Below are 23,546 nucleotides of genomic sequence, written 5' to 3' on the forward strand. Positions count from 1 at the left end.
TGCCCGTAGCCCCTTCGTCCGTCCTGGGAGGCCCGGATGACCGGAAGCACGGCCGCCACCTTCACCGCCGACGACTACCGGGCCCGCATGGAGCGCGCCGCGCGGGCGGCCGCCGAGGCCGGTCTCGCCGGTCTGCTGGTGGCCCCGGGCCCTGACCTGGTGTGGCTCACCGGCTATACGCCCCCCGCGGTCACCGAGCGGCTCACCCTGCTGGTCCTCGCCGCCGGGCAGGACCCCGTCCTCGTCGTCCCCGCCCTGGAGGCCCCGGACGCACACCGGGCGGCCGGCGCGGCCGCCCTGACCCTGCGCGACTGGACCGACGGCAAGGACCCCTACGCCGCCACCGCCGCCCTCCTCGACGCCTCCGGCCGGTTCGGCATCAGCGACAACGCCTGGGCCCTGCACCTGCTGGCCCTCCAGCAGGCCCTGCCGGGCAGCTCCTACGCCTCGCTCACCGAGGCCCTGCCGATGCTGCGCGCCGTCAAGGACGCGGCCGAGCTGGACCTCATGGCGGCCGCGAGTGCCGCCGCCGACGCGACGTTCGAGGAGATCCGGAACGTCCCCTTCGCCGGGCGCCGGGAGTCCGAGGTGGCAGCGGACCTCGACCGGCTGCTCCGCAGGCACGGACACGAGCAGGTCGACTTCACCATCGTCGCCTCGGGCCCGAACGGCGCCAACCCGCACCACGAGGCGGGGCAGCGGGTCATCGCCCGGGGCGACATGATCGTCCTCGACTTCGGCGGCCTGCGGGACGGCTACGGCTCCGACACCTCCCGCACGGTCCACGTCGGCGAGCCCACCGACGAGGAACGCCGCGTCCACGACATCGTGCGCGAGGCCCAGGAGGCCGGCTTCCGCGCGGTGCGGCCCGGGGCCGCCTGCCAGGACGTGGACCGGGCCGCCCGCCGGGTCATCGCCGACGCCGGTTACGGCGAGTACTTCATCCACCGCACCGGACACGGCATCGGCGTCACCACCCACGAGCCGCCCTACATGATCGCGGGCGAGGAACGGCCCCTGGTGCCCGGCATGTGCTTCTCCGTGGAACCCGGTATCTACCTGCCCGGCCGGTTCGGAGTCCGCATCGAGGACATCGTGACCGTCACCGAGGACGGCGGGCGGCGCCTGAACACCACCACGCGTGAGCTGGTCATAGTGGAGTGAGGCCCCGATGTCCCCAGCACGCCTCCCGAACGGCAACGGCGCGACCATGACCCAGGCACCCACACCCACCGCGGACACGGTCCGCCGGCTGGTCCTGTCCCTGCTCAAGGACACCAGAGACACCAAGGACGGCAAGGACACCAAGGACGGCAAGGCCGCCGAGGGCACCGCAGCCGGCCGGGGCGGCAAAGAGGCCCGGCCCGGCGGGAGCGGCCCCGGCCCCGACGTCCGGCCCGCCACCGAGGGCGCCGAACCCGTCACCTGGTGGGTCGGCTCCCGCCACGTTCTGCGCCTCGCCCCCGACCGTGAGGCCACCCTGCGCCAGCGGCGCGAACTGCGTCTGCGCGACCTCGTCCGTCCGCACCTCCCGACGGCGGTGCCCGTGAGCGTCGCACAGGGCGAGTGGGCCCCCGGACTCGGCTACACGCTGGACACCAAGGTGCCCGGCGGCTCGGGGGAGGAGCACGACGTGTCCGCCGTCGGGGAGGCCGACCTCGCCGGACTCCTGACGGGCCTGCGCGAGGTGCCGGTCCGGCAGGCCGAGACGCTCGGTCTGCCGCGCGCCGCGCCCCGCTCCCTGGAGGCGCTGCGCCGGTCCGCCGTACGCGCCGCCGAACGCCTCGCCGCGGCCGACGAGTTCGACGCCGCACGCCTGAACCAGCTCACCCCGCCCGCCGCGTCCCAGCTCGCCGCCCAGCCCGGCTCGGCCGTCCTCACCCACCACGCCCTCACGGGCAGCCATCTCGTGGTCAGCGCCGACGGCCGGGTGCGCGGCGTCCTCGGCTGGGCCGGCGCGGTCGTCGGTGACCCGGCTGAGGACATCGCGGGCCTCGCGCTCTCCGTGGGATCGCCCGCCGCCGTACGCGCCGCCACCCTCGCGGGCTACGGCGCCCGCCCCTGCCTGCGCGGCCTCTGGCTCGCCCGCTGCGACACCGTCGTCCGCCTCGCCGAGGACCTCACCGGCAAGGACGCCACCCTCCTGCGGACCCGGCTGCGCCGCGCCTGGGAGCCGATCCTGCTGGAACGGGTGACGGACCTGGGGGACACGGACGACGCCCTCTAGCGGGACGTGCCTCGGCTGTCACAGGTCGCGGCGCAGGACCCGAAACCGGGCTGACCCCGCTCGGCTCGCAGGACCCCTCAGTCCTGGGCCAGCACCACGGCCGACTCCCCGGGCAGCCGCACCGCACCGTCCGCCCCGGGCGTCTCCACCGGCTCCCACGCCGCCAGCACGCGCGCGTGGGGCACGCCGAGCGGAAGGACGGCCGGCTCGGGGGCCAGGTTCACCGCGACCAGGACGTCCCCGCGCCGGAAGGCGATCCAGCGGAGCTCCTCGTCGTAGGCCACCTTGGTGTCGGCGAGGTCGGGATCGGTCAGGTCCGGCTGACCGTGGCGCAGGGCGAGGAGCTGCCGGTACCAGGCCAGCACGCGCGCGTGGGGCTCGCGCTCCGGCTCGGACCAGTCGAGGCAGGAACGGTCCCGGGTCGCCGGATCCTGCGGGTCGGGCACGTCCTCCTCCTTCCAGCCGTGCGCGGCGAACTCCCGCCGCCTGCCCCGCCGTACGGCGTCGGCCAGCTCCGGATCGGTGTGGTCGGTGAAGAACTGCCAGGGCGTGCCCGCCGCCCACTCCTCGCCCATGAACAGCATCGGCGTGAAGGGCGCCGTCAGGATCAGCGTGGCCGCGCAGGCGGCCAGCCCCGGGGAGACGAGGGCCGAAAGCCGGTCCCCCTGGGCCCGGTTGCCGACCTGATCGTGGGTCTGGCCGTAGCCGAGCAGCCGGTGCCCGGCCACCCGTGTACGGTCCAGCGGACGTCCGTGGTGCCGCTCACGGAAGCTGGAGTACGACCCGTCGTGGAACCAGCCGCCGGTCAGGGTCTTGGCGAGCCCGCCGAGCGAGGCGCGCGCGAAGTCGGCGTAGTAGCCCTGCGACTCGCCGGTCAGCGTGGTGTGCAGGGCGTGGTGGAAGTCGTCGTTCCACTGCGCGTGCAGCCCGAGGCCGCCCTCGGTCCGGGAGGTGATGAGCCGCGGGTCGTTCAGGTCCGACTCGGCGACCAGGAACAGCGGCCGGCCCGTCTCCGCGGCCAGGGCGTCCACGGCCGTCGACAGCTCCTCCAGGAAGTGCAGCGCGCGGGTGTCCACCAGCGCGTGCACCGCGTCCAGGCGCAGCCCGTCGATCCGGTAGTCGCGCAGCCACGCCAGCGCGCTGCCGATCAGGTACGCGCGCACCTCGTCCGAGCCGGGCGCGTCCAGATTGACCGCGGCACCCCAAGGGGTGTGGTGGGTGTCCGTGAGGTACGGGCCGAAGACGGGCAGGTAGTTGCCGGACGGGCCGAAGTGGTTGTGCACCACGTCGAGGACCACGCCCAGGCCGAGTTCGTGAGCCCGGTCGACGAAGCGCTTCAGCGCCTCGGGCCCGCCGTACGGCTCGTGCACCGCCCACAGCGAGACACCCTCGTAGCCCCAGCCGTGGGTGCCCGGGAAGGGGCACAGCGGCATCAGCTGCACGTGCGTCACGCCCAGTTCGGCGAGGTGGCCGAGCCGCCCGGCGGCCGCGTCCAGGGTGCCCTCGGGCGTGTAGGTCCCAACATGCAGCTCGTACAGCACCGCGCCGGGCAGCGGCCGTCCCCGCCACGCCGCGCGCCACGCGTAGCGCTGGTGGTCGACGACCGCGCTCAGCCCGTCCGGGCCGTCCGGCTGCCGCCGCGAGCGCGGATCGGGCAGCACGGGCCCGTCGTCCAGCGCGAAGCCGTACCGGGACCCTTCGCGGGCCTCGGCCTCGCCCCGCCACCACCCGGCCCGTTCCGGATCGCGCTCCAACGCGTGCATGACGTCGTCGCACCGGAGCGTCACTCGGCCGGCCTGTGGTGCCCACACCTCGAACTGCACGGACGGTTCCCCTTCGTCTGCTCACCGTGATGTAGCCCGTCCATGGTGCGGCAAACGAGATCAATCCGCTGGCGCATCCACCCATTTGCGGCGGGTCTCACCGGCTACGCGCATGTGGCGACCGATTTCCCGTTTTCTGGACAGCCCGGCCGCGCTGCCCGACAATCACCCAGTGACGTCGTCCTTCGAGTTCAACACGTTCCCCGCGCGGCTCTCCGACGCGGAGCGCGACCGGGTGCTGAAGGTGCTCCGCGACGGCGTCGCCGTGGGCCGTCTGTCCCACGACACGTTCGTCCGCCGCATGGAACTGGCGCTCGCCGCCCGCCGCCCGGACGAACTCGCCGCGCTCACCGCCGACCTGCGCACGGAGAGCCGCCTCGCGCGCCTGGTGTTCGGCACCGTCGAAGCCGTCTCCGGATTCTCCGTACGGCTGCGCCGGGCCTGGCAGGCCGAGCGGCTGCCCAAGCTGCAGCTGCCCCACCCGTCGCTCGGCCATCCGCTGCGCATAGGCCGCGACCCCGCCAGCGGACTGCGCCTCAACCACGAGACCGTCTCCCGCGTGCACGCCGAACTCCGTCACCAGGGTGGCATGTGGGTCCTGCGCGACCTCGGCTCCACCAACGGCACGACGGTGAACGGACGGCGCGTCGTCGGCGCGGCCGTCGTCCGCGAGGGCGACCAGGTGGGCTTCGGCCGGATGACGTTCCGGCTGTCGGCCGGCTGAGAGTCCGGCTGCCGTCCGTCTGAAGGTCCGGTCGCCGTCCGGCTGATGCCCGGCAGGTGTTCCGTCTGGCCGGAAACGGAGCCACGCCTCAACTCTGGCCTGGGCATTACCGATCGTCCGTCCCGCGAGGATGGCTGAAATCCCTGTGCGGTCCACGGTGTTGACGTACCCCCGAAGTCGTGACTCACTGTGCGTACGCCATCTACACCTGGTGAACCGACGACACCCATAGGGGAGGTGTGCCCTGCCGCCTCTCCTGCGCTACCCGACCGTCGACGAACTGAGCGCCCGCGCCGCCACCCTCGTCGCCCGCCACCCCCGTGACGCCCGGCTGCGCCGGGTGGGCACCTCCCGCGCCGGCACCCCCATGTGGCTGCTCTCCGTCGGCCACGGCAGCCGTCAGGCCCTGGTCGTCGCCGGCCCGCACGCCAACGAACCGGTGGGCGGCGCCACCGTGCTGCGCCTGGCCGAGCGCACCCTGGCCGACCCGCGGCTCACCGAGGGCGCCGACGCCACCTGGAACCTGCTGCTGTGCCTCGACCCGGACGGGTCGCGCCGCAACGAGGGCTGGCTGCCCGGCCCGTACACGATCGGCCGGTACATCCGGAACTTCTTCCGGCCCGGCTTCCTGGAGCAGCCCGAATGGCTGCCCGACGGCGCGGCAGGCGCCGCCCTGCCGGAGACCCGCGCCCTGCTCGGCCTCCAGGACGAACTGCGCCCCTTCCTCCAGTGCTCGCTGCACGGCGTCGACATCGGCGGCGGCTTCGTCGAGCTCACCCACGACCTGCCGGGCATGGACCGGCGCCTGGCGCACATCGCCGCCCGGCTCGGCATCCCCCGCGAACTCGGCGCCTACGACGCCCTGTACTGGCCCGGCCTCGGGCCCGCCGTCTACCGGATCCCGCCACCGCGCCGGGCCGGTCTGGCCGCGGCCATCACGGAGGCCGCCGTCGAGTCCACGTGGTTCCACCCGTACCGGCACGGCACCGTCACCGCGGTGGTCGAGGCGCCCATGTGGGGCGTGACGGCCGTGGCGGACGGCTCCCCGCCCGTGGACCGGGACGGCGTGCTCCGGGCCGTCAGCCGCACCCTGCGCCACGACACGGACCTCCTGCGGCACCTGCTGACCCGGATCCGGCCGCACCTCGCCACCGTCCCCGACGCGGCCCGCCTGCTCGCCCCCGTCGACGACTACCTCCTGGTGTGCCCCGGCCTCGCCGACGCCTGGGACCCCGCCACCGGCGACAGCCCGGCCCACCCCCTGCCGCCCCTGAGCACCGCCCACCTGGTCGCCCTGCGCATCTCCGGGCGCCGGCTGGCGCTGCGCACGGCGGGGCTGCTGCACCAGCTGGTACGGGCCGCCGGCCGCGACCCGGCCGGGGCGCTGCCGGAGCTGGACCGGCTGATCGACCAGTGGTGCGCCGACTACCGCGACGGCTGCGGGGCGCGCTGGATCCCGGTGGCCCGCCAGGCCGAGTACCAGGCCCGCGTGGTGCTCGCGGCGTTCGACCTGGCCGGGCGCCGCGCCCGTGCCCGCTCCGGCTCGGGCGAGCCGGTGCCGATGCAGCGGGACTGAGGCTCACCACGCCCTGTCGCGCGCGTGCAGCGCCGCCGCGACGACCGTGCGGGACTGGTGCTCCACCTGGTGCTCCAAGGGCACCCAGCGGGCGCGGAAGCGCTCTGCGAAGGCGTCGCTCCAGGTCGAGACGAGATCCTCCAGCTGCTTGGCCGCAGCCTCGTCCGTCCCGCGCAGTACCCGCAGCAGCATGGCCGCCGCCCGCAGCGGCACGCGGCGCGCGAACGCGTCCACGCTGCCGACGTAGGCCCGGGTGAGGCCGGCGGGCGGGGTGTGGACCAGGTCGGACGCCAGGCCCGGCACCAGCTCCAGCCCCCACCGGGCGGCCCGCAGCAACGGCCCGTCGAGCTCCGCCAGCCGGGGCAGCGCACCGTCGAGCACCCGTGTCACCTCCAGCGCGTCACGCTGGAGCCGGCCCGCCAGCCGTCCGATCGCCGCCGCCGGAGCCGGATGCGGGGCCGGGTCGTCCACCAGGTCGCTCGCCCACATCGGCACCTCGACCACCGCGGTCAGCCCGCCGTAGCGGTGGGCGTGGTACCAGGTGCTGTGCCGCGCGTCGTCCGGCAGGCTCGGGTACGCCGGCCCGATCCCCGGCGCGGGCATGACGTGCACGCCCGGTCCGGACGCGGGCCAGCCCGCGGCGTCCGACGCGCCCGTCTCCACCGGGATGTGCAGCTCCGCCGCGGACTTCGCGAACGGCTCGGCGAGTCCCGGCACGTCCTTGGTCAGCTGCACCCAGCTGCCGCCCAGGTCCGTGCCGTGCAGGGTGACCTGCAGGTAGGGGCGCAGCTCGTCGATGACGCCCGTCAGGGCCCGGGTCTCGGGCGGCAGCCGGTCCGGCGGCAGCACGGACGGCGCCCACTCGGGCTGCTCCGGGCCCGCGGGCCGGAAGAAGCCGAGGTGGTAGTCGTACAGGCTGCGCGGCGCCGGCGTCACGTGCAGGCTCGCCCCGTCGGGGTCCGCGCAGAGCAGGAAGTGCCAGGAGATGCCGTCGCGCAGCTCCCGCTGCTCCAGGACCCGCCGGGCGAGCGCCAGCAGGGTGCAGGAGCCGGTCGGCTCGTTGGCGTGGGCACCGGCCACCACCAGTACGGCGCGGTGGGCGCGGCCCACGGACAGCAGGTGCAGGGGCCTGCCCGCACGCGAGGCACCCACCTGCCGCAGGGTGCACACGCCGGGGCGCTGAGCGGTCAACGCCCGGGCAGCGATGAGCTGTTCGGTCACCGTCGGGTAGCGCAGCTCCGGCAGGACACTCACCCCCGTCACATCCGCCCGAGTTCGCCATCGCAGTACCCCACGGCCATGGTGCGGTGTCAAGGGCGCGATGGGGGAGGCTCCGGGGGGCGCCCGGAAGCACCGGCGGCCGCCTATTGCTGGTGCAGCCCCCGCCCCGCCAGGGTGAGGAACGCCTCGCCGACCGCCTCGGACAGGGTCGGGTGCGGGTGGATGTGCCGGGCCACGTCGGACGGCTCGGCGTCCCAGCCGACGATCAGCTGGCTCTGGGCGATCATCTCCGACACGTGCGGCCCCACCAGGTGCACGCCGAGCACCCGCCCGCCGGGCTCGGTGACGACCTTCACCATCCCGCCCTGCCCGTGCACCATGCCCTTCGCCACGGCGGTCAGCGGCAGGGTGTTGGTCTCCACCTCGTACCCCCGCGCGCGTGCCTCGGCCTCGCTCAGACCGACGGCCGCCGTCTGCGGCGAGGAGTAGGTGACCCGTGGCACGGCCGCGTAGTCCACGGGGGCGGACGGCAGGCCCGCCAGCGTCTCGGCCACCAGCAGCCCTTCCGCGAACGACGCGTGGGCCAGTCCGAGCGACGGCGGCGGCAGCAGATCACCCACCACGTGGACGCCGGGCACGGCCGTCTCCAGCCGGTCCCAGTCGGCCGGTGCGACGAACCCGCGCGCGTCCGTGGCGAGCCCCGCGGCGGCCACGTCCAGGCCGTCGGTGACCGGCGCCCGTCCGACCGCCACCAGCAGCCGCTCGGCCTCCAGCGTGAGGGTCTCGCCCCGGGCGGTGCGCACGCGTGCCCGTACCCCGTCGCGGAGAACCTCGGCGTCCAGCAGCCGCGCGCCGACTCGGACGTCGATGCCGCGCTTCTTCAGACCCCGGGTCAGATGACGGCTGACGTCGGCGTCCTCCAGCGGCACGATCCGGTCGGCGGCCTCCACCAGGGTGACCTCGGCGCCCAGGGAGCGGTGGAACGAGGCGTACTCCACGCCGATCGCGCCGCCCCCGAGCACCAGCACGGACGCCGGGAGCCCGGGGGCGAAGAGGGCGTCGTCGCTCGTCACCACACGCCGCCCGTCCGGCTCCAGCCCCGGGAGCGCGCGCGGCCGTGAGCCGGTGGCCAGGACGATCCCACGGCGTGCGGAGAGGTCATGCACGCCGGGTTCGCCGTGCGCGCCCGTGCGGCCGCCCGTGCCACCCGGGCCCGCCACCCGCACCGTGCGCGGCCCCGTCAGCCGCGCGCTCCCCGCGATCACCCGCACCCCCGCATGCGCGAGATGCGCCTGAACTCCCCGGTGGTTGCGGGCCACGATGTCGTCGCGGGTGGCCACCAGGGCGGGCCAGTCGACCGCGTCCAGGGTCGCCTTCACACCCCAGCGTTCGCGGGCCTCGGCAATACCGTCGACGAGCTCGGCCGCGTGCAGCATCGCCTTGCTGGGGATGCAGCCGCGGTGCAGGCAGGTCCCGCCGACCTTGTCCCGCTCGACGAGCACGACCTTCAGGCCGAGGGCCGCGGCGCGCAGGGCGGTGCTGTATCCGCCCGTGCCGCCGCCGATGACGATGACGTCCGGTGAGTCCATGTCCCCAGCCTCCGCCCGACTCTTGCCATGAGTCCAAGGCAATGTTCTTGTGGAATCGATGCAGGGCGTTCATGGGGGAGGGGCCGTGAGTCTGCGCCAGATGGAGTACTTCCTGACGGTCGTCGAGGAGGCGTCCTTCACGCGCGCGGCGGAGCTCCTGCACGTCACGCAGCCCGCGCTCTCCCACCAGATCAAGGCCCTGGAACGGTCCGTGGGCGGGGCCCTCCTGGAACGCCTGCCGCGGGGTGTGCGCCTGACGCCGATGGGGCGCGCCTTCCGGCCGCACGCCGAGCTCGCCGTGCGCAGCGCCGCCCAGGCCCGCCGCGCGGCCCGCGCCGCGGCCGGTGCCGAGGGCGGCGAACTCCACGTCGCCGCAGTCCACTCCCTCGCGGTCGGCGTCCTCCCGGACGTCTTCGCCCGCTGGCGCGCCGCCCACCCGCGCGTGCTGCTGCACCTGCACGAGTACGCCACCTCCGAGGCGCTGGAGGAGCAGATCGAGCGCGGTACCGCCGACCTCGCCGTCGGCCCGGCGCCCGATGGCTGGCCGGGGACCGTCGTGCCGGTCGGCGAGGAGGACATCGTCCTCGTGGTGCCCTTCGACGACCGCTTCGCGGGCCGGGCGACGGTGACACTGCCGGAGCTGGCCGACCGGCCCTGGGTGCGCTGCGCCATGGAGCCCGTCGTGCACGGCGAGCGCTTCCTCGACTGGGCGTGCGGCCGCGCGGGTTTCACCCCGCGCACCGCCGTGTTCACCGAGCACACCTCGACGGCGGTACGGATGGCCGCGGCAGGTGTCGGTGTCTGCGCCGCGCCGGCCCACCTGGTCCGCGACGCGGTCGGCGGGGGGTGTGTCGTCCTCACCCCCGACCCGGCCTGGAGGCGCACACTGGCGGTCTTCTCGCGCCTGCCGCCGACCGGCGCGGCGGAGCGGTTCGTCGACCTGCTGCGGACGGCCTGGCCGCGCCCGCGAGCCCCGCTGCCCGCCTACGAGGACTGCCCCGAGGACGGTTCCGCGGTCGCCTGAGCCCCGTCGTCCACCCTCTCCAGCATCGCCACCGGCACCCTGGCGAACAGTTCCGCCACGCGCGCGTGCCCCGTGAACTCCCGCCCCGGATCCAGCGCGTCCGCCCAGCGGCCCGGGGGCAGGGGCAGACGGGTGTCCTGCCAGCCGCCCGACTCCGTGAGCCGCAGGGACAGGCGGGTCACGGCCGTCAGCACCGCGCCGGAGCGGACGAACGCCAGGCAGTGGGCCGCCGCCGGCCCCTCGGCCGGCAGTGCCATGTACGTCGCCGTGTCGCCGAAGACGTCGGGCCGCCGGGCCCGCAGCCCAAGCGCCGCCCGGGTCACCGCCGCCTTCTCCCCGGACGTGCCGCCGGTCTCCGCGGGCGGGAAGTCCACCGCCCGCCGGTTGTCCGGGTCGACCAGCGCCCGGTACTCGGCCTCCGTGCCCTGGTAGACGTCCGGGACGCCCGGCATCGTCAGGTGCACCAGGGCCGTGCCCAGCACGTTGGCCCGGATGTGCGGCGCCAGGGACTCCCGGAACGCGGCGACCCGCTCGCCCGGCGCCCCGCACGGCCCGGCCGCCACGAACCGCTCCACCGCCTCCTCGTACGGCGGCTCCTGCTCGGTCCAGCTCGTGTACAGGCCCGCCTCCCGTACGTGCTTCAGCAGCGCCCCCTGCACCCGCTCCCGCACTCCTGACGCCGGCCCCAGGCCGAACACCGTCTGCCAGGCCGCCCACGCCAGTTGGGCGTCCGGCACGCCCTCCCCGGTGCGGGTCACCTCCGCGAGGACGTCCGCCCAGCGCTCCGGGCACTCGGTGAGCACCTGCAGCGCCGCCCGGACGTCGGCACTGCGCTTGGTGTCGTGCGTGGTGGCCACTGTCCCGGTGGCGGGCCAGTCGCGCTGCACGCGCGCGCAGTACGCGTGGAACTCCTCCGGCGACAGCGCGGGAGCGCCCGGATTGCCGCCCACCTCGGTCGCCGACAGCAGCGGCACGTACCGGTAGAACGCCGTGTCCTCCACCGACTTGGCCCGCAGCGCCGACGAGGTCTGTGCGAACCGCGTCCGGAACTCCAGCTGCGCGGGCCCGTCGCCGTACCGCCCCAGCACCAGGTCCCGTACGACGTCCACCGCACCGGCCTCCTCGGGCACGGCGAAGGCCTGCCGGGCCTCGGCAGCGGCCTCCTCGGTGACCACGGACGCGGCGTCGGCGGACTCGTAGGGCCGGTAGACCTCCAGGCGGACCAGGAGCTCCTGGAGCGCCGTGCGCAGCGCCCAGGGCGCGCGGTCGCGCAGCGCCGGCTCCGGCGAGGTCGCGCACAGCCGGGCCGCCACCCGCGTCAGGCGTTCGGTCTCGGTCGCCAGCTCGTGCGTGAGGACCTTGTACGCCGCCCGCCGGACCGTCGCGTCCCACTGCCCGCCCCGGTCCGTCTGCGGGGCCGCGAAGCGCCGGTAGCGCCCCAGCAGGTCCCCGAACCCGGCCGGGTCCGTGAAGACCCCGTCCACCTGCCGCAGGGCGTCGTAGCCGGTGGTCCCCGCGACGGGCCAGGACGCCGGGAGGTGCTCACCGTCGGCCAGGATCTTCTCCACGACCGTCCAGCGGCCCCCGGTCGCCTCGTGCAGCCGGCGGAGGTAGCCGTCGGGGTCGGCGAGCCCGTCGGGGTGGTCGATGCGCAGTCCGTCGATCACGCCCTCGTGCAGCAGCTGGAGGATCTTGTCGTGGGTGGCCTCGAACACCTCCGGGTCCTCCACCCGCACCCCGATGAGCTCCGAGATGCTGAAGAACCGCCGGTAGTTGAGCTCGGTCCGGGCCAGCCGCCACCACACCGGCCGGTACCACTGCGCGTCCAGCAGATGCGGCAGCGGCAGGTCCTCGGTGCCCTCGCGCAGCGGGAGGGCGTGGTCGTAGTAGCGCAGCACGTCACCGTCGACGCGCAGCTCGTCGAGCACCTCGCCCAGCGGGCCGCCGAGGACCGGCAGCAGCACCTGTCCGTCCTGCGCCTCCCAGTCGATGTCGAACCACCGCGCGTACGGGGACTTCGGACCCTCGCGCAGCACCTCCCACAGGGCGCGGTTGTGGCGGGGGGCCATGGCCATGTGGTTCGGGACGATGTCCACCACCAGCCCGAGCCCGTGCTCGCGCGCGGTGCGGGCCAGTGCCCGCAGCCCCTCCTCGCCGCCCAGCTCCTCGCGCACGCGCGCGTGGTCGACGACGTCGTAGCCGTGCGTCGAGCCCGGTACGGCCTCCAGGACGGGGGACAGGTGCAGGTGCGAGACGCCGAGCGAGGCCAGGTACGGCACGACGGCCGCGGCTGCTCCGAACGGGAACTCGGGCTGCAGCTGCAGCCGGTACGTGGCCGTGGGCACCACCGGGTCAAGTCGCTCAGGTGTCATGGAACGTACGTACCCGCCCCGCCGCCGTTCGTGTCATCCCCCGCGCCAGGTGCGCCGCGCGTCGCCCGGACGAGTGGCTTCCGGGCGACGCGTGCGCCGGGCGGTCAGACGGGCCGCTGGAGCACCGTCATGCTCCGGTCCGTCAGGGTCAGCCGGTCCCCGGCCTGCACCTTCGGGCCGGTGTCCGAGGGCACACCCTCCGGGAGCGCCGTGTCGACCACGACCTCCCACTGCCGCCCGTGATTGACCGGAACCACGAACTCCAGCGGCTTCGGCGAGGCGTTGAACATCAGCAGGAACGAGTCGTCGGTGATGCGCTCCCCGCGGGCGCCCGGCTCGGAGATCGCGTTGCCGTTGAGGAACACCGTCAGCGCGGACGCCTGCGCCGAGTCCCAGTCCCGCTGGGTCATCTCCCGGCCGTCCGGGGTGAACCAGGCGATGTCGGACAGGTCGTCGTGCGTGCCCTCCACGGGCCGGCCGTGGAAGAAGCGCCGGCGGCGCAGGACCGGGTGGTCGCGGCGCAGCCACACCATCGCGCGCGTGAAGGCCAGCAGCTGACTGCTGAGGGTCCCCTCGGCGTCCTCTCCCTCCTCGGGCCACTCGACCCAGGCGAGCTCGTTGTCCTGGCAGTAGGCGTTGTTGTTGCCGCCCTGGGTGCGGGCGAACTCGTCGCCGTGGCTGATCATGGGCACGCCCTGGGACAGCATCAGCGTCGCGATGAAGTTCCGCATCTGCCGGGCCCGCAGCCGCAGCACGTCCGGGTCGTCGGTCTCACCCTCGGTCCCGCAGTTCCAGGACCGGTTGTGGCTCTCGCCGTCCCGGTTGTCCTCACCGTTGGCGTCGTTGTGCTTGTCGTTGTAGGCCACGAGGTCGTGCAGGGGGAAGCCGTCGTGGCAGGTCACGAAGTTGATCGAGGCCAGCGGGCGGCGCCCGTCGTCCTGGTACAGGTCGGACGAGCCGGTCAGCCGCGAGGCGAACTCCGCGAGCGTGCGCTGCTCGCCCCGCCACAGGTCGCGCACGGTGTCCCGGTACTTGCCGTTCCACTCCGTCCACAGCGGCGGGAAGTTGCCCACCTGGTAGCCGCCCTCGCCCACGTCCCACGGCTCGGCGATCAGCTTCACCTGCGAGACCACCGGGTCCTGCTGCACCAGGTCGAAGAACGACGACAGCCGGTCCACCTCGTGGAACTGCCGGGCCAGCGTCGCCGCCAGGTCGAAGCGGAACCCGTCGACGTGCATGTCCGTGACCCAGTACCGCAGCGAGTCCATGATCAGCTGGAGCACGTGCGGGGACCGCATGAGCAGGGAGTTCCCCGTCCCTGTCGTGTCCATGTAGTAGCGGGGGTCGTCCGTCAGCCGGTAGTAGCGCGAGTTGTCCAGGCCCTTGAAGGACAGGGTCGGGCCCAGGTGGTTGCCCTCGGCGGTGTGGTTGTAGACCACGTCGAGGATCACCTCGATCCCGGCCTCGTGCAGCGCCTTGACCGCCGACTTGAACTCCAGGACCTGCTGGCCCCGGTCGCCCCAGGACGCGTAGGCGTTGTGCGGGGCGAAGAAGCCGATCGTGTTGTAGCCCCAGTAGTTGTTCAGGCCCATGTCGACCAGGCGGTGATCGTTCACGAACTGGTGTACGGGCATCAGCTCCAGGGCGGTCACCCCGAGCTCGGTGAGGTGCTCGATGATCGCCGGGTGCGCCAGGGCCGCGTAGGTGCCGCGCAGCTCCTCCGGGAGTCCCGGATGGCGCATGGTGAGGCCCTTGACGTGGGCCTCGTAGATCACCGTGTGGTGGTACTCGGTGCGCGGGCGCCGGTCGTCACCCCAGTCGAAGTAGGGGTTGACCACGACCGACGTCATCGTGTGCGGCGCCGAGTCGAGATCGTTGCGCCGGTCGGGGTCGTCGAAGTGGTAGCCGTAGACCTCCTCGCCCCAGCGGATCGAACCGCTGATCGCACGCGCGTACGGGTCGAGCAGCAGTTTCGCGGAGTTGCAGCGCAACCCGCGCTCCGGGGCGTACGGGCCGTGCACCCGGAACCCGTACCGCTGCCCCGGCATGATGCCCGGCACGTACGCGTGCCGCACGAACGCGTCGCTCTCCCGGAGCTCGATCGCCGTCTCCGAGCCGTCGTCGTGCAGCAGACACAGCTCTACTCGGTCCGCGGCCTCCGAGAAGACCGCGAAATTGGTACCGGCGCCGTCGTACGTGGCACCGAGTGGATACGCCTCGCCAGGCCAGACCTGCATGGATACGACTCTTTCAGGTGTGCGGCGCCGGTGGGGACGCCTTGGTCCCGAGTCTCCCCGAAAGTGAGGGAACCTCCTATGACTTATCTCCCTCTTACCGAGTGACCAGTGCATACGCGGTATGCCGAACTATTGGGGCCAACACATACTCCCGGGGCTGTTGGGGGAGTAGGGGGAAGACGTGCGCAACATAGTGCACCGCCACCTGGGCAAGATGGTGGCCGGTACGACCATCGCGGTGGCCGGGACCGCCGTCATGGTGGCGGTGACCCTGCCGGGCACGGCGGGGGCGGACGACAGCGGGACCCGGGCGGGGCAGTCCGCCCCGCAGGCAGCAGGGGCAGCAGGGGCCGGCGAGGCGGCGGCGGGCGGCCGGGCCGTGGCGCCGGGGGTCGTCGAGGCGGCGCCCGCGGAAGGGCAGCAGGGCAAGGGCCGCGATCCGCTGACCGACGACGAACTGGAGCGGGCCGAGAAGATCGCCCTCAGCCGGCAGCTGTTCCGAAGCAGCGAGAGCGTGGACGGGGACCGCGGTCCGCAGCCCCTCGGCGTCGACCTCGCCGAACCCGAGGCCGACGAGGCGGGCCGCCCCGACGCGCCCCGCCGGGCCGACGTGACCTTCTACGACTACCGGGACGACACCCTCGTCACCCGGACCGTCGATCTCGGCACCGGCGAGGTGGTGGCGACCGGCACCCAGCACGGCGTCCAGCCGCCCCTGAGCCGCGCCGAGAAGGCCGAGGCGGCCGGTCTCCTGATCGCAGACCCGCTCGGCTCGGGGCTGAAGGCCGACTACAAGGACGCCACCGGCAAGGCCCTCACCTCCCCGGACCAGCTCCAGCTCAGCGGAGCCGTCTACCGGGCCGCGCCGGGCGCCCAGCCCGCCGTGCTCGACCAGTGCGGAGAGCACCGCTGCGTCCGGCTGTTCCCGAAGATCAAGAACGGCCCGTGGGTCGACGCCCGGCAGCTGGTGATCGACCTGAGCGCCCGCAAGGTCGCCCGGCTCGACCGCTGACCCGCCGTCTTCGCTCACCCCGCCACCCCGCTCCTCCTCGTCAGGGAGTCATCTCGTCATGCGCGTGAACAGCAACACCAAGGCCCGTACCCGGGCGGCCGCGGGCCTGACCGTGGCCGCGCTGGCCGCGGGTGCCACGGCCGGCGCGGGACCGGCCACCGCCCAGCCGAAGGCCGCCCCCGCGGCGGCACCGGCCGCCGACTGCAGCGCCGCCTACCGCATCGAGCAGAAGCTGTCCTCCGGAACCACCTGGCGGATGTGCTGGCGCTACGACGGCAAGGCCGGCCTCGTCCTGGAGAAGATCTCGTACCAGCCCAAGGGCGAGCCCAAACCGATCAGGGTCCTCAACAGCGCCCGCCTGGGCCAGATCCACGTCCCCTACGACGACGGCTCGGTCGAGTACGACGACCTCACCGGCTTCGACTTCGCCCAGGGCCTGATGAACCTGGCGCCGGGCGAGTGCCCCGGCGGCACCATCAAGAGCGTCAAGGTCCCGGACTCCTGGAACGAGGACCCGAACGTCAAGGGCCTGTGCACCACCACCCGCTCCCGCGGCCACGCCTACCGCATGCAGGGCGACACCGCGAACAAGGTCTTCCAGGCCCAGGGCAAGGACCTCCTCGTCTACACGGTCAACCAGGTCGGCTGGTACGAGTACATGACCGAGTGGCGCTTCCAGGACGACGGCGCGATCACCATGAACGTCGGCGCCACCGGAAGCCTGTCCTGGGACGACTACGACGCCGGAGACGGCCGCGGCTGGCCCATCGGCAAGGGCGCGAGCGCCAAGTCCACCAGCCACAGCCACAACGCCTTCTGGCGGCTCGACTTCGCCCTGGACGGCTCCACGAAGAACAAGGTCGAGCAGTACGACTCCGCCGTCACCGCGCCCACCCGGGGCCAGCGCGCCCCCACCACCAAGACGACCCGCACCAAGGTGACCAAGGAACTGGCCGGAGACAGCAAGGCCTACCGCTGGTGGCGCATGGTCAGCGCGACCGGCAAGAACAAGGACGGACACGCGCGCTCCTACGAGATCGTCCCCGGGGTCACGACCAAGTACCCGGGCCGCAGCTACACCAAGCGCGACCTGTACGTCACGCAGTACAACAAGTGCGAACTGTTCGCCAGCCACAATCCCGGCAACTGCGGTCCCGGAGCCGGGAAGTCCGTCGACAAGTGGGTGAACGGACAGACCCTGACCCACCCGGTGGTCTGGATGAACATCGGCTTCCACCACATAGCCCGGGACGAGGACCAGCAGCCCATGCCCGTCCACTGGCAGGGCTTCTCCATCGCCCCGCGCGACGTCACCGCGATGAACCCGCTCACTCCGGCCGAGCTCGGATGGCAGAACGGGCACTGGCAGCCCCGTCGTTGAGAACGACCCTGCCCATCCGGCTGCACCGCCGACCGCTCCCGGAGTACCCTTCCTTGATCGTTGACAAGGGGAGTGCTCGGGGGAGCGGAAGGCGGTGCGCGGGTGGGCTCGGGAGGGCTGGAGCTGCCCCCTGGTGACGAGGGTCACGAGGGGAACTCCACAGACGTCCCGACCGGTGCCGTGTCCCTGGCGCGGCCGATGGACGCGACGGGCTCGATCGGCCCGGAACTGGACTGGGACGCCGACGCCTGGCGCGAGGTGCGCACCCGCGCCCAGCGGGCCGGCCGGGCCTACATCTGGCTGAACCTCGTCGAACAGCGGCTGCGCGCGGTGGTCGCCGCCGTGCTGCGGCCCGTCTACGAACCCGTCCACGGCGAGGACTGGGTGGTAGCGGCCGCCGGACCGGCCGGCCAGGAGTGGGTGCAGCGCGCGGTGGCCGTACGCGAGGTCAGCCGCCGCAAGGGCTATCTGCTCGACCCGGCCGACGACAACGTCCTCTCCTTCCTCACCCTGCCGCAGCTGCGCGAACTGATGGTGCAGCACTGGCCCTGCTTCGAGCCCTACTTCGACGACCGCCGGGACGTCGAGCTCGCCCTGGACGAGCTGGAGGTCACCCGCAACGTCGTCTCCCGCAACCGGGCCCTGTCCGAGGCCGTGTTGAGCCAGGCCGAGCGGGCCTCGGCGCGGCTGCTGGAGATGCTCGGCGCCGGCGGGGACGTGCCGTCGGCGCGCCGGCTGCCCATCGACGCGGTCGAGGACCTGGTCGGCGACCGGTACGCCGACGTGGTCGCCGTGCACTCGGACCGGGTGCGGCTGATGCGGCAGTTCCCCGCCGAGGACATCTTCGGCGGCGCCCGCCGTCTCGACGCCATCGGCATCGGCCTCAACCTGCTCGTGCAGAACTTCTCCGGCCGGCGGCTGGTGCGGCTGGCCGAGTCCGGCTGCCGGGTCAGGCTGCTGTTCCTCAACCCGGCCTCCAGCGCGGTCAAGCGCCGCGAGCGGGAGCTCGGCATCAAGCGCGGCGAGCTCAGCCGGGCCGTCGAGATGAACATCCTGCACATGCGCCGGGTGCGCGCCCGGCTGCGCGACCCGGGGGCCTTCGAGATCCAGGTCTTCGACGAGACGCCCCGCTTCACGGCGTATCTCGTGGACGGCGACGGCGCGGACGGCATCGCGGTCGTGCAGAGCTATCTGCGGCGCACCCGGGGTATGGAGGCACCCGTGTTCGTGCTGCGCAACAGCGGCAAGGTGGTCAAGTCGGGCGAGGTGGACGAAGCGGGTCTCTTCCCCACCTATCGCGAGGAGTTCGAGGTGATGTGGGCTGATTCGCGGCCGGTGTCCTGAACTGTGCCGCGCCGCGCGGTGGTTCCCGGGTCCGCAGCCGCGGGTAACCGGAACGCGGTCCTCTGATTGTCAGTGGTGCGTGGGAAGGTGGGGACCACTGGGGGAACGCACCACAAGAAGGGGGGCCGCCCATGGGCTGGCACCGGGAGTTGCTCGTCGGCTTCGACCTGGAGACGACGGGCACCGATCCGCGTGAGGCGCGCATCGTCACGGGAGCCGTGATCGAGGTCAGGGGCGGAGAGCCGATCGGGCGCCGGGAGTGGCTGGCCGACCCGGGAGTGCCGATCCCCGAGGACGCGGTGGCCGTGCACGGCATCAGCAACGAGCGGGCGGCGGCCGAGGGCAGACCGGCCGACCAGGTGGCGGACGCGCTGGCCGACGTCCTCACCTCCTACTGGAAGACGGGCGTGCCGGTCGTCGCCTACAACGCGGCCTTCGACCTCACCCTGCTCTCCGCGGAGCTGCGGCGGCACGGCCTGCCGTCCCTGCGCGACCGCCTGGGCGGCGTGGACCCGGCCCCGGTCGTCGACCCGTACACCATCGACCGCTGGGTCGACCGCTACCGTCGCGGCAAGCGCAACCTCGAAGCGGTCTGCGCCGAGTACGGCGTCGTCCTCGACGCCGCCCACGACGCCATGGCCGACGCCCTGGCGGCGGCCCGCCTGGCCGGGGCGATAGCCGACCGCCACCCCAAGATCGCCACCCTCGGCCCGGCGGCACTGCACCACCGCCAGATCGAGTGGTACGCGCAGTGGGCGGCGGACTTCCAGGCCTTCCTGCGCGGCAAGGGCGACCCGACCGCCTCCGTCGACGGGACGTGGCCGATGCGGGAGTTGGCGGACGAGCCGGTCTGAGGCGCCTGTCGGACGACCAGGCGGTCAGGCGTTCACGCGGACGGTCGGAACGGTCAGAAGGGATACCACCGCACCGTCTCGTCCCCGTCCCGCAGCGACCGCACCCGCCGTTCGAACTCGGCCAGCGCCTTCGGGTTACCCGGCGCATGCTGGGCGACCCAGGCACAACTGGCCGTCTCCCGCGCCCCGCGCAGCACACCGCAGCCCTCCCACTCGCGTACGTCCCAGCCGTAGGTCTGCACGAACGACGCGTAGGCCTCGTCCCCGAGCCCGTACCGGTCGTGGGACAGCACCATCACCACGAGATCGTGCTCGCGCAGATCCGCGGACACCGTCTCCAGGTCCACCAGCACGGGCCCGTCCGGCCCGACATGCACATTGCGCGGCAGCGCGTCCCCGTGGATCGGCCCCGGTGGCAGCTGCGGCGTGAGCGCGGCGGCCCGAGCGGCGAACCCGTCCCGCCGCTCGCGCAGATACGCGGCGTCCGCGGGATCGACCGCGTCCCCCGCGAGCCGCAGCCACCGCTCCACACCGCCCAGCAGGTCACGGGCCGGAAGGCCGAAGGGAGGAAGAGGCGTGGCATGCACGACCCGTAGCAGTTCGGCCAAATCCCGGGGCTCCGCGAGCCGTACGGCGTCCGGCAGCCGATGCCACACCGTCACCGGATGCCCGTCGGCGAGCAGCGCCTCCGGCTCGGCGGCCCGCACCGCCGGCACACCCGCCTCGGCGAGCCACACCGCGATGTCCAGTTCGCGGCGCGCCCGGTCCAGGAGCTCGGCATCGCGGCCGACCTTGACAACCAGGTCACCGGCGGCGAACACAGCGTTCTCGCCCAGGGCGAGCAGCCGCGCCTCCCCGGCCGCACCGGGCGGCAGCACCCCTGCCGCCGCCAGTACGTCTCGCGCCCGCGCCTCGTCCATCGTCCGCCTCCGTCGTCCACGCCTCGACCGTCGGGTTCCGGCCATCCACCGGTCAGTGTCCCATCGGCACAGGTCGGACGGCGTACGCGGTGCCTTGACGAGGCACACGGCCTTCACGAGCATGACCAGGCCGGCCGAGCGTGCAAAGGGGCTGATTCCGTGACATCGGTGACCGAGGCGTCGCCCCCTTCGCCACCGGTGAAGCGGGCCGGCCGCGGACCGGGCCGGGACCGGCCCCGGAAGGCCCTCGACCACGGCGCCTGGTTCCTGGTGCTGCCCGCTCTGATCCCGATCCTCGTCCTCAGCGTCGGGCCGCTGCTGTACGGCATCCTGCTGGCCTTCACCGACGCCCAGTCGGGCCGCACCGAGCCCACCCGGTGGATCGGCGCCCTCAACTTCCGGGACCTGCTGCACGACACGCTGTTCTGGGAGTCGTTCCGGATCGGGCTGGTGTGGGCGGTCGGCGTGACCGTGCCGCAGTTCCTGCTCGCCCTGGGCCTCGCCCTGCTGCTCAACCAGGACCTCCGACTGCGCTGGCCGGCCCGCGCCCTCGCGATCATCCCGTGGGCCATGCCCGAGGTCGTCGTCGGCATCATGTGGCGGCTCGTCTACAACCCCGACGCGGGCATCCTCAACGAGACCCTGCGCGACATCGGTCTGGGCGGCGGCCGGGACTGGCTCAGCGGGCTGGCGACCGCACTGCCCGCCGTGATCGTCGTCGGCGTCTGGGCGGGCATGCCCCAGACGACGGTCGCGCTGCTCGCCGGGCTGCAGAACACCCCGCGTGAACTCCACGAGGCGGCTGCGGTCGACGGCGCGGGTGCCTGGCGCCGCTTCCGCACGGTCACCTGGCCGGCCCTCAGACCCATCGCCCTCGCCATCACCGCGCTCAACCTGATCTGGAACTTCAACTCCTTCGCCCTGGTCTACGTCCTGACCAACGGCGGCCCGGGCGGACGGACGAGGCTGCCCATGCTCTTCGCCTACGAAGAGGCTTTCCGCTACGGCCAGTTCGGCTACGCGGCGGCGATGGGCTGCGTGCTGGTGACCGTGATCTCGATCGTCCTGGCCGTGTTCCTCGCCGGCCGCCTCAGGGGAGGTGACGACGCGTGAGGACCAGCCGTCCGGCACGCATCGGCCAGTACACCGCGCTGCTCGCGTACCTCGTCTTCCTCGCCTTCCCGTTCCTCTGGCTGCTCTCCACCGCGTTCAAGCCGCCGCGCGAGCTGGGCAGCCTGCACCCGACGTGGATCCCGAAGGACCCCACCCTCAACAACTTCCGGCAGGCCTTCGAGGAACAGCCGCTGCTGCACGCCGCCCTCAACTCCCTGCTCGCCGCGCTCGGAGCAGCCGTCATCGCCGTGCTGATCGCGACGCCGATGGCCTACGTCGTCGCCCGGCGCCGCACCCGGCTCGCGAAGGCGGTGACCGGCTGGGTGGTGGTCAGCCAGGCGTTCCCGTTCGTGCTCTTGATCATCCCGCTGTTCCTGGTGCTGAAGAACCTCGGGCTGATCAACTCCGTGCCGGGGCTGGTGCTGGTGTACGTGGTGTGGGCGCTGCCCTTCGCGCTGTGGATGCTCGCCGGGTACGTACGGGCCGTGCCGCCCGAGCTGGAGGAGGCCGCGGCGGTCGACGGGGCGGGCCGGGTGCGGACACTGGTGTCGGTGACCGCGCCGCTGCTCGCGCCGGGCATCGTGGCGACCGCGCTGTTCGCGTTCATCACCGCGTGGAACGAGTTCTTCTTCGCGCTCGTGCTCCTCAAGACACCGGAGAAACAAACTCTTCCCGTGGTGCTCACCCACTTCATCGGCGCCGAGGGCGTCGCCGACCTCGGCCCGCTCGCGGCGGCGGCGTTCCTCGCGACCCTGCCCTCGCTGGTCGTCTTCGCGCTCATCCAGCGACGGATCACGGGCGGCATGCTCACCGGGGCGGTGAAGAGCTGATGCGCACCCGCCTGCTCGCCCTCGTCCTCCTGCTGCTGCTCGCCGGCTGCTCATCGGGCAGCACCCGCGACGACGGCCGGATCACCCTGCGCTTTCAGTCCCTGGCCTGGCAGGAGGAGTCCGTCGAGGCCAACCGGCACCTGGTGAACGAGTGGAACGCCGCCCACCCGGACGTCCGGGTCGAGTACGTGCGGGGCACCTGGGACAGCGTCCATGACCAGCTCCTCACCGCGTTCGAGGGCGGCGAGGCCCCCGACATCATCCACGACGCCTCCGACGACCTCGCGGACTTCGCCTACGGCGGCTACCTCGCCGATCTCACCGGCCTGCTGCCCGCGAGGCTGAAGTCGGCCATCCCGCAGCGCAGTTGGGAGACCACGACCTTCGGGGACGGCATCTACGGCGTGCCGTTCCTCCAGGAACCGCGCGTGCTGATCGCCAACGCCACCTGGCTCAGGAAGTCCGGCGTGCGGATCCCGACGCCGGACAAGCCGTGGAGCTGGGCCGAGTTCCGCCGGATCACCGAACGCCTCAGCGGCCGGGGGACGTACGGTGTCGCCTGGCCGCTGAAGGAACCCGTCTCCGCCACGCTCAACCTCTCTCTGTCGGCGGGCGGACAGCTCTTCCACCGCGGGCCGGACGGCAAGGTGACGGTCCGGTTCGGGGCGGCCGACCAGACGGTGCCGCGCACCATCCACGACCAGGCGAACACCGACCGCAGCGCCTCGCCCACCACTTTGGGCAGCGGCGGCTCCGACACGCTGCCCGGCTTCTTCGGCGGCCGGTACGCGATGGTCCCGCTCGGCTTCTCCTACCGCCAGCAGATCGTCCAGCAGGCCCCGAAGGGCTTCGACTGGCAGGTGCTGCCCGCCCCGGCGGGCGCCGCCGGACTCACCCAGGGCGTCAGCCCCCAGACCCTCTCCATCGCCGAGGACTGCCCGCACAAGAAGGAGGCCGCGGCGTTCCTCGACTTCCTGCTGCGGCCGCAGAACATGGTCCGCCTCGCCCTCGGCGACTGGATGCTGCCCACCGGCACGCAGGCGCTGGAGGACCCCGCCCTGCGCACCACGCGGCACGGCTGGGCCACCGGCACCGCCCTCGCCGCCCACCTGCGCCCGGCCCCCGCGCAGACGGTCCGGGGCTACCCCGAGTGGAAGGACAAGGTGGCGACCCCCGCCCTGCAGGAGTACTACAGCGGAGCCATCGGTCTCGGCGAACTGCGCGAACGGCTGGAGGAGGACGGCAACCTGGTGCTCGCCCGCTATCAGCGCTGACCCGGCGGAAAACCCGTTGTCCGTC

At 73.2% G+C, this 23,546-nt stretch carries 18 protein-coding genes; 12 read left to right on the forward strand and 6 right to left on the reverse strand.

Going from position 1 to position 23,546, the window contains the following annotated elements:
* Window positions 1–36 precede the first annotated feature (36 nt).
* On the forward strand, window positions 37–1,164 hold the full coding sequence (locus tag A4E84_RS31230; RefSeq protein WP_062929743.1) for an aminopeptidase P family protein: 1,128 nt from the start codon (window positions 37–39) through the stop codon (window positions 1,162–1,164).
* Window positions 1,165–1,210: 46 nt separating this feature from the next.
* Window positions 1,211–2,227, forward strand: a complete 1,017-nt coding sequence (locus A4E84_RS31235; protein ID WP_062931674.1) for an aminoglycoside phosphotransferase family protein — start codon at window positions 1,211–1,213, stop codon at window positions 2,225–2,227.
* Between the two features lie 77 nt (window positions 2,228–2,304).
* Here A4E84_RS31235 and treZ read toward each other — a convergent pair whose 3' ends face one another.
* On the reverse strand, window positions 2,305–4,050 hold the full coding sequence (treZ, locus tag A4E84_RS31240) for a malto-oligosyltrehalose trehalohydrolase (RefSeq protein ID WP_062929744.1): 1,746 nt from the start codon (window positions 4,048–4,050) through the stop codon (window positions 2,305–2,307).
* 172 nt (window positions 4,051–4,222) lie between these two features.
* Here treZ and A4E84_RS31245 point away from each other — a divergent pair, with 172 nt between their 5' ends.
* Both A4E84_RS31245 and A4E84_RS31250 read left to right on the forward strand, forming a co-directional pair.
* A complete protein-coding gene (locus tag A4E84_RS31245; protein ID WP_033306765.1) occupies window positions 4,223–4,774 on the forward strand; it encodes a DUF1707 and FHA domain-containing protein in 552 nt (183 codons plus the stop codon).
* A 244-nt stretch (window positions 4,775–5,018) separates the two neighbouring features.
* Window positions 5,019–6,350, forward strand: a complete 1,332-nt coding sequence (locus A4E84_RS31250) for a M14 family zinc carboxypeptidase (RefSeq protein WP_079129185.1) — start codon at window positions 5,019–5,021, stop codon at window positions 6,348–6,350.
* A 3-nt stretch (window positions 6,351–6,353) separates the two neighbouring features.
* On the opposite strand, the gene A4E84_RS31255 is transcribed toward A4E84_RS31250, so the two are convergent.
* Together A4E84_RS31255 and lpdA are read right to left on the reverse strand one after the other, a co-directional pair.
* Window positions 6,354–7,604, reverse strand: coding sequence for a M14 family zinc carboxypeptidase (locus A4E84_RS31255; RefSeq protein WP_062929746.1), 1,251 nt, complete (start codon window positions 7,602–7,604; stop codon window positions 6,354–6,356).
* Between the two features lie 110 nt (window positions 7,605–7,714).
* Entirely contained in the window at window positions 7,715–9,160 is a 1,446-nt protein-coding gene (gene lpdA / locus A4E84_RS31260) for a dihydrolipoyl dehydrogenase (protein ID WP_062929747.1), read from the reverse strand.
* A gap of 85 nt (window positions 9,161–9,245) precedes the next feature.
* Here lpdA and A4E84_RS31265 point away from each other — a divergent pair, with 85 nt between their 5' ends.
* A complete protein-coding gene (locus A4E84_RS31265) occupies window positions 9,246–10,184 on the forward strand; it encodes a LysR family transcriptional regulator (protein WP_062929748.1) in 939 nt (312 codons plus the stop codon).
* On the opposite strand, the gene treY is transcribed toward A4E84_RS31265, so the two are convergent.
* Together treY and glgX are read right to left on the reverse strand one after the other, a co-directional pair.
* Entirely contained in the window at window positions 10,145–12,556 is a 2,412-nt protein-coding gene (gene treY / locus A4E84_RS31270; protein WP_062929749.1) for a malto-oligosyltrehalose synthase, read from the reverse strand. The genes A4E84_RS31265 and treY overlap by 40 nt on opposite strands.
* 104 nt (window positions 12,557–12,660) lie before the next feature.
* Entirely contained in the window at window positions 12,661–14,793 is a 2,133-nt protein-coding gene (gene glgX / locus A4E84_RS31275) for a glycogen debranching protein GlgX (RefSeq protein ID WP_062929750.1), read from the reverse strand.
* Between the two features lie 181 nt (window positions 14,794–14,974).
* On the opposite strand from glgX, the gene A4E84_RS31280 reads away from it, so the two are divergent.
* The 4 genes from A4E84_RS31280 to A4E84_RS31295 all read left to right on the forward strand — a co-directional run bounded on the left by A4E84_RS31280 (window position 14,975) and on the right by A4E84_RS31295 (window position 19,384).
* Window positions 14,975–15,805 carry a hypothetical protein gene (locus A4E84_RS31280; RefSeq protein WP_062929751.1) on the forward strand — a complete coding sequence of 277 codons (831 nt, stop codon included), beginning with the start codon at window positions 14,975–14,977 and terminating at the stop codon, window positions 15,803–15,805.
* Between the two features lie 58 nt (window positions 15,806–15,863).
* On the forward strand, window positions 15,864–17,186 hold the full coding sequence (locus A4E84_RS31285) for a copper amine oxidase (protein WP_062929752.1): 1,323 nt from the start codon (window positions 15,864–15,866) through the stop codon (window positions 17,184–17,186).
* 102 nt (window positions 17,187–17,288) lie between these two features.
* Complete coding sequence (locus tag A4E84_RS31290) at window positions 17,289–18,530, forward strand: SAV2148 family HEPN domain-containing protein (protein ID WP_062929753.1); 1,242 nt, start codon at window positions 17,289–17,291, stop codon at window positions 18,528–18,530.
* A gap of 131 nt (window positions 18,531–18,661) precedes the next feature.
* Window positions 18,662–19,384 (forward strand): 3'-5' exonuclease, encoded by a 723-nt coding sequence (locus A4E84_RS31295; protein WP_062929754.1) that lies wholly within the window; start codon window positions 18,662–18,664, stop codon window positions 19,382–19,384.
* A 53-nt stretch (window positions 19,385–19,437) separates the two neighbouring features.
* Here the strand turns inward: A4E84_RS31295 and A4E84_RS31300 are convergent, their stop codons facing one another.
* Window positions 19,438–20,304, reverse strand: coding sequence for a phosphotransferase enzyme family protein (locus A4E84_RS31300; RefSeq protein WP_062929755.1), 867 nt, complete (start codon window positions 20,302–20,304; stop codon window positions 19,438–19,440).
* 159 nt (window positions 20,305–20,463) lie between these two features.
* On the opposite strand from A4E84_RS31300, the gene A4E84_RS31305 reads away from it, so the two are divergent.
* Genes A4E84_RS31305 through A4E84_RS31315 form a run of 3 tightly spaced genes read left to right on the forward strand, consistent with a single transcriptional unit; the run spans window position 20,464 to window position 23,521 of the window.
* On the forward strand, window positions 20,464–21,417 hold the full coding sequence (locus A4E84_RS31305) for a carbohydrate ABC transporter permease (protein ID WP_062929756.1): 954 nt from the start codon (window positions 20,464–20,466) through the stop codon (window positions 21,415–21,417).
* Complete coding sequence (locus A4E84_RS31310; protein ID WP_062929757.1) at window positions 21,414–22,247, forward strand: carbohydrate ABC transporter permease; 834 nt, start codon at window positions 21,414–21,416, stop codon at window positions 22,245–22,247. Before A4E84_RS31305 ends, A4E84_RS31310 begins: the two co-directional genes overlap by 4 nt.
* On the forward strand, window positions 22,247–23,521 hold the full coding sequence (locus A4E84_RS31315) for an ABC transporter substrate-binding protein (RefSeq protein ID WP_062929758.1): 1,275 nt from the start codon (window positions 22,247–22,249) through the stop codon (window positions 23,519–23,521). Before A4E84_RS31310 ends, A4E84_RS31315 begins: the two co-directional genes overlap by 1 nt.
* The last annotated feature ends 25 nt before the right edge of the window (window positions 23,522–23,546 follow it).

This window comes from Streptomyces qaidamensis (assembly GCF_001611795.1).
GTDB lineage: Bacteria > Actinomycetota > Actinomycetes > Streptomycetales > Streptomycetaceae > Streptomyces > Streptomyces qaidamensis.

Bases quoted from the DNA above. Each gene is read 5' to 3' on its own strand.
- A4E84_RS31235 (WP_062931674.1), top strand. From the start codon at position 1,211: ATGACCCAGGCACCCACACCCACCGCGGACACGGTCCGCCGGCTGGTC.
- treY (WP_062929749.1), bottom strand. From the start codon at position 12,556: ATGACACCTGAGCGACTTGACCCGGTGGTGCCCACGGCCACGTACCGG.
- A4E84_RS31300 (WP_062929755.1), bottom strand. From the start codon at position 20,304: ATGGACGAGGCGCGGGCGCGAGACGTACTGGCGGCGGCAGGGGTGCTG.
- A4E84_RS31295 (WP_062929754.1), top strand. From the start codon at position 18,662: ATGGGCTGGCACCGGGAGTTGCTCGTCGGCTTCGACCTGGAGACGACG.
- A4E84_RS31315 (WP_062929758.1), top strand. From the start codon at position 22,247: ATGCGCACCCGCCTGCTCGCCCTCGTCCTCCTGCTGCTGCTCGCCGGC.
- glgX (WP_062929750.1), bottom strand. From the start codon at position 14,793: ATGCAGGTCTGGCCTGGCGAGGCGTATCCACTCGGTGCCACGTACGAC.
- lpdA (WP_062929747.1), bottom strand. From the start codon at position 9,160: ATGGACTCACCGGACGTCATCGTCATCGGCGGCGGCACGGGCGGATAC.
- A4E84_RS31230 (WP_062929743.1), top strand. From the start codon at position 37: ATGACCGGAAGCACGGCCGCCACCTTCACCGCCGACGACTACCGGGCC.
- A4E84_RS31285 (WP_062929752.1), top strand. From the start codon at position 15,864: ATGCGCGTGAACAGCAACACCAAGGCCCGTACCCGGGCGGCCGCGGGC.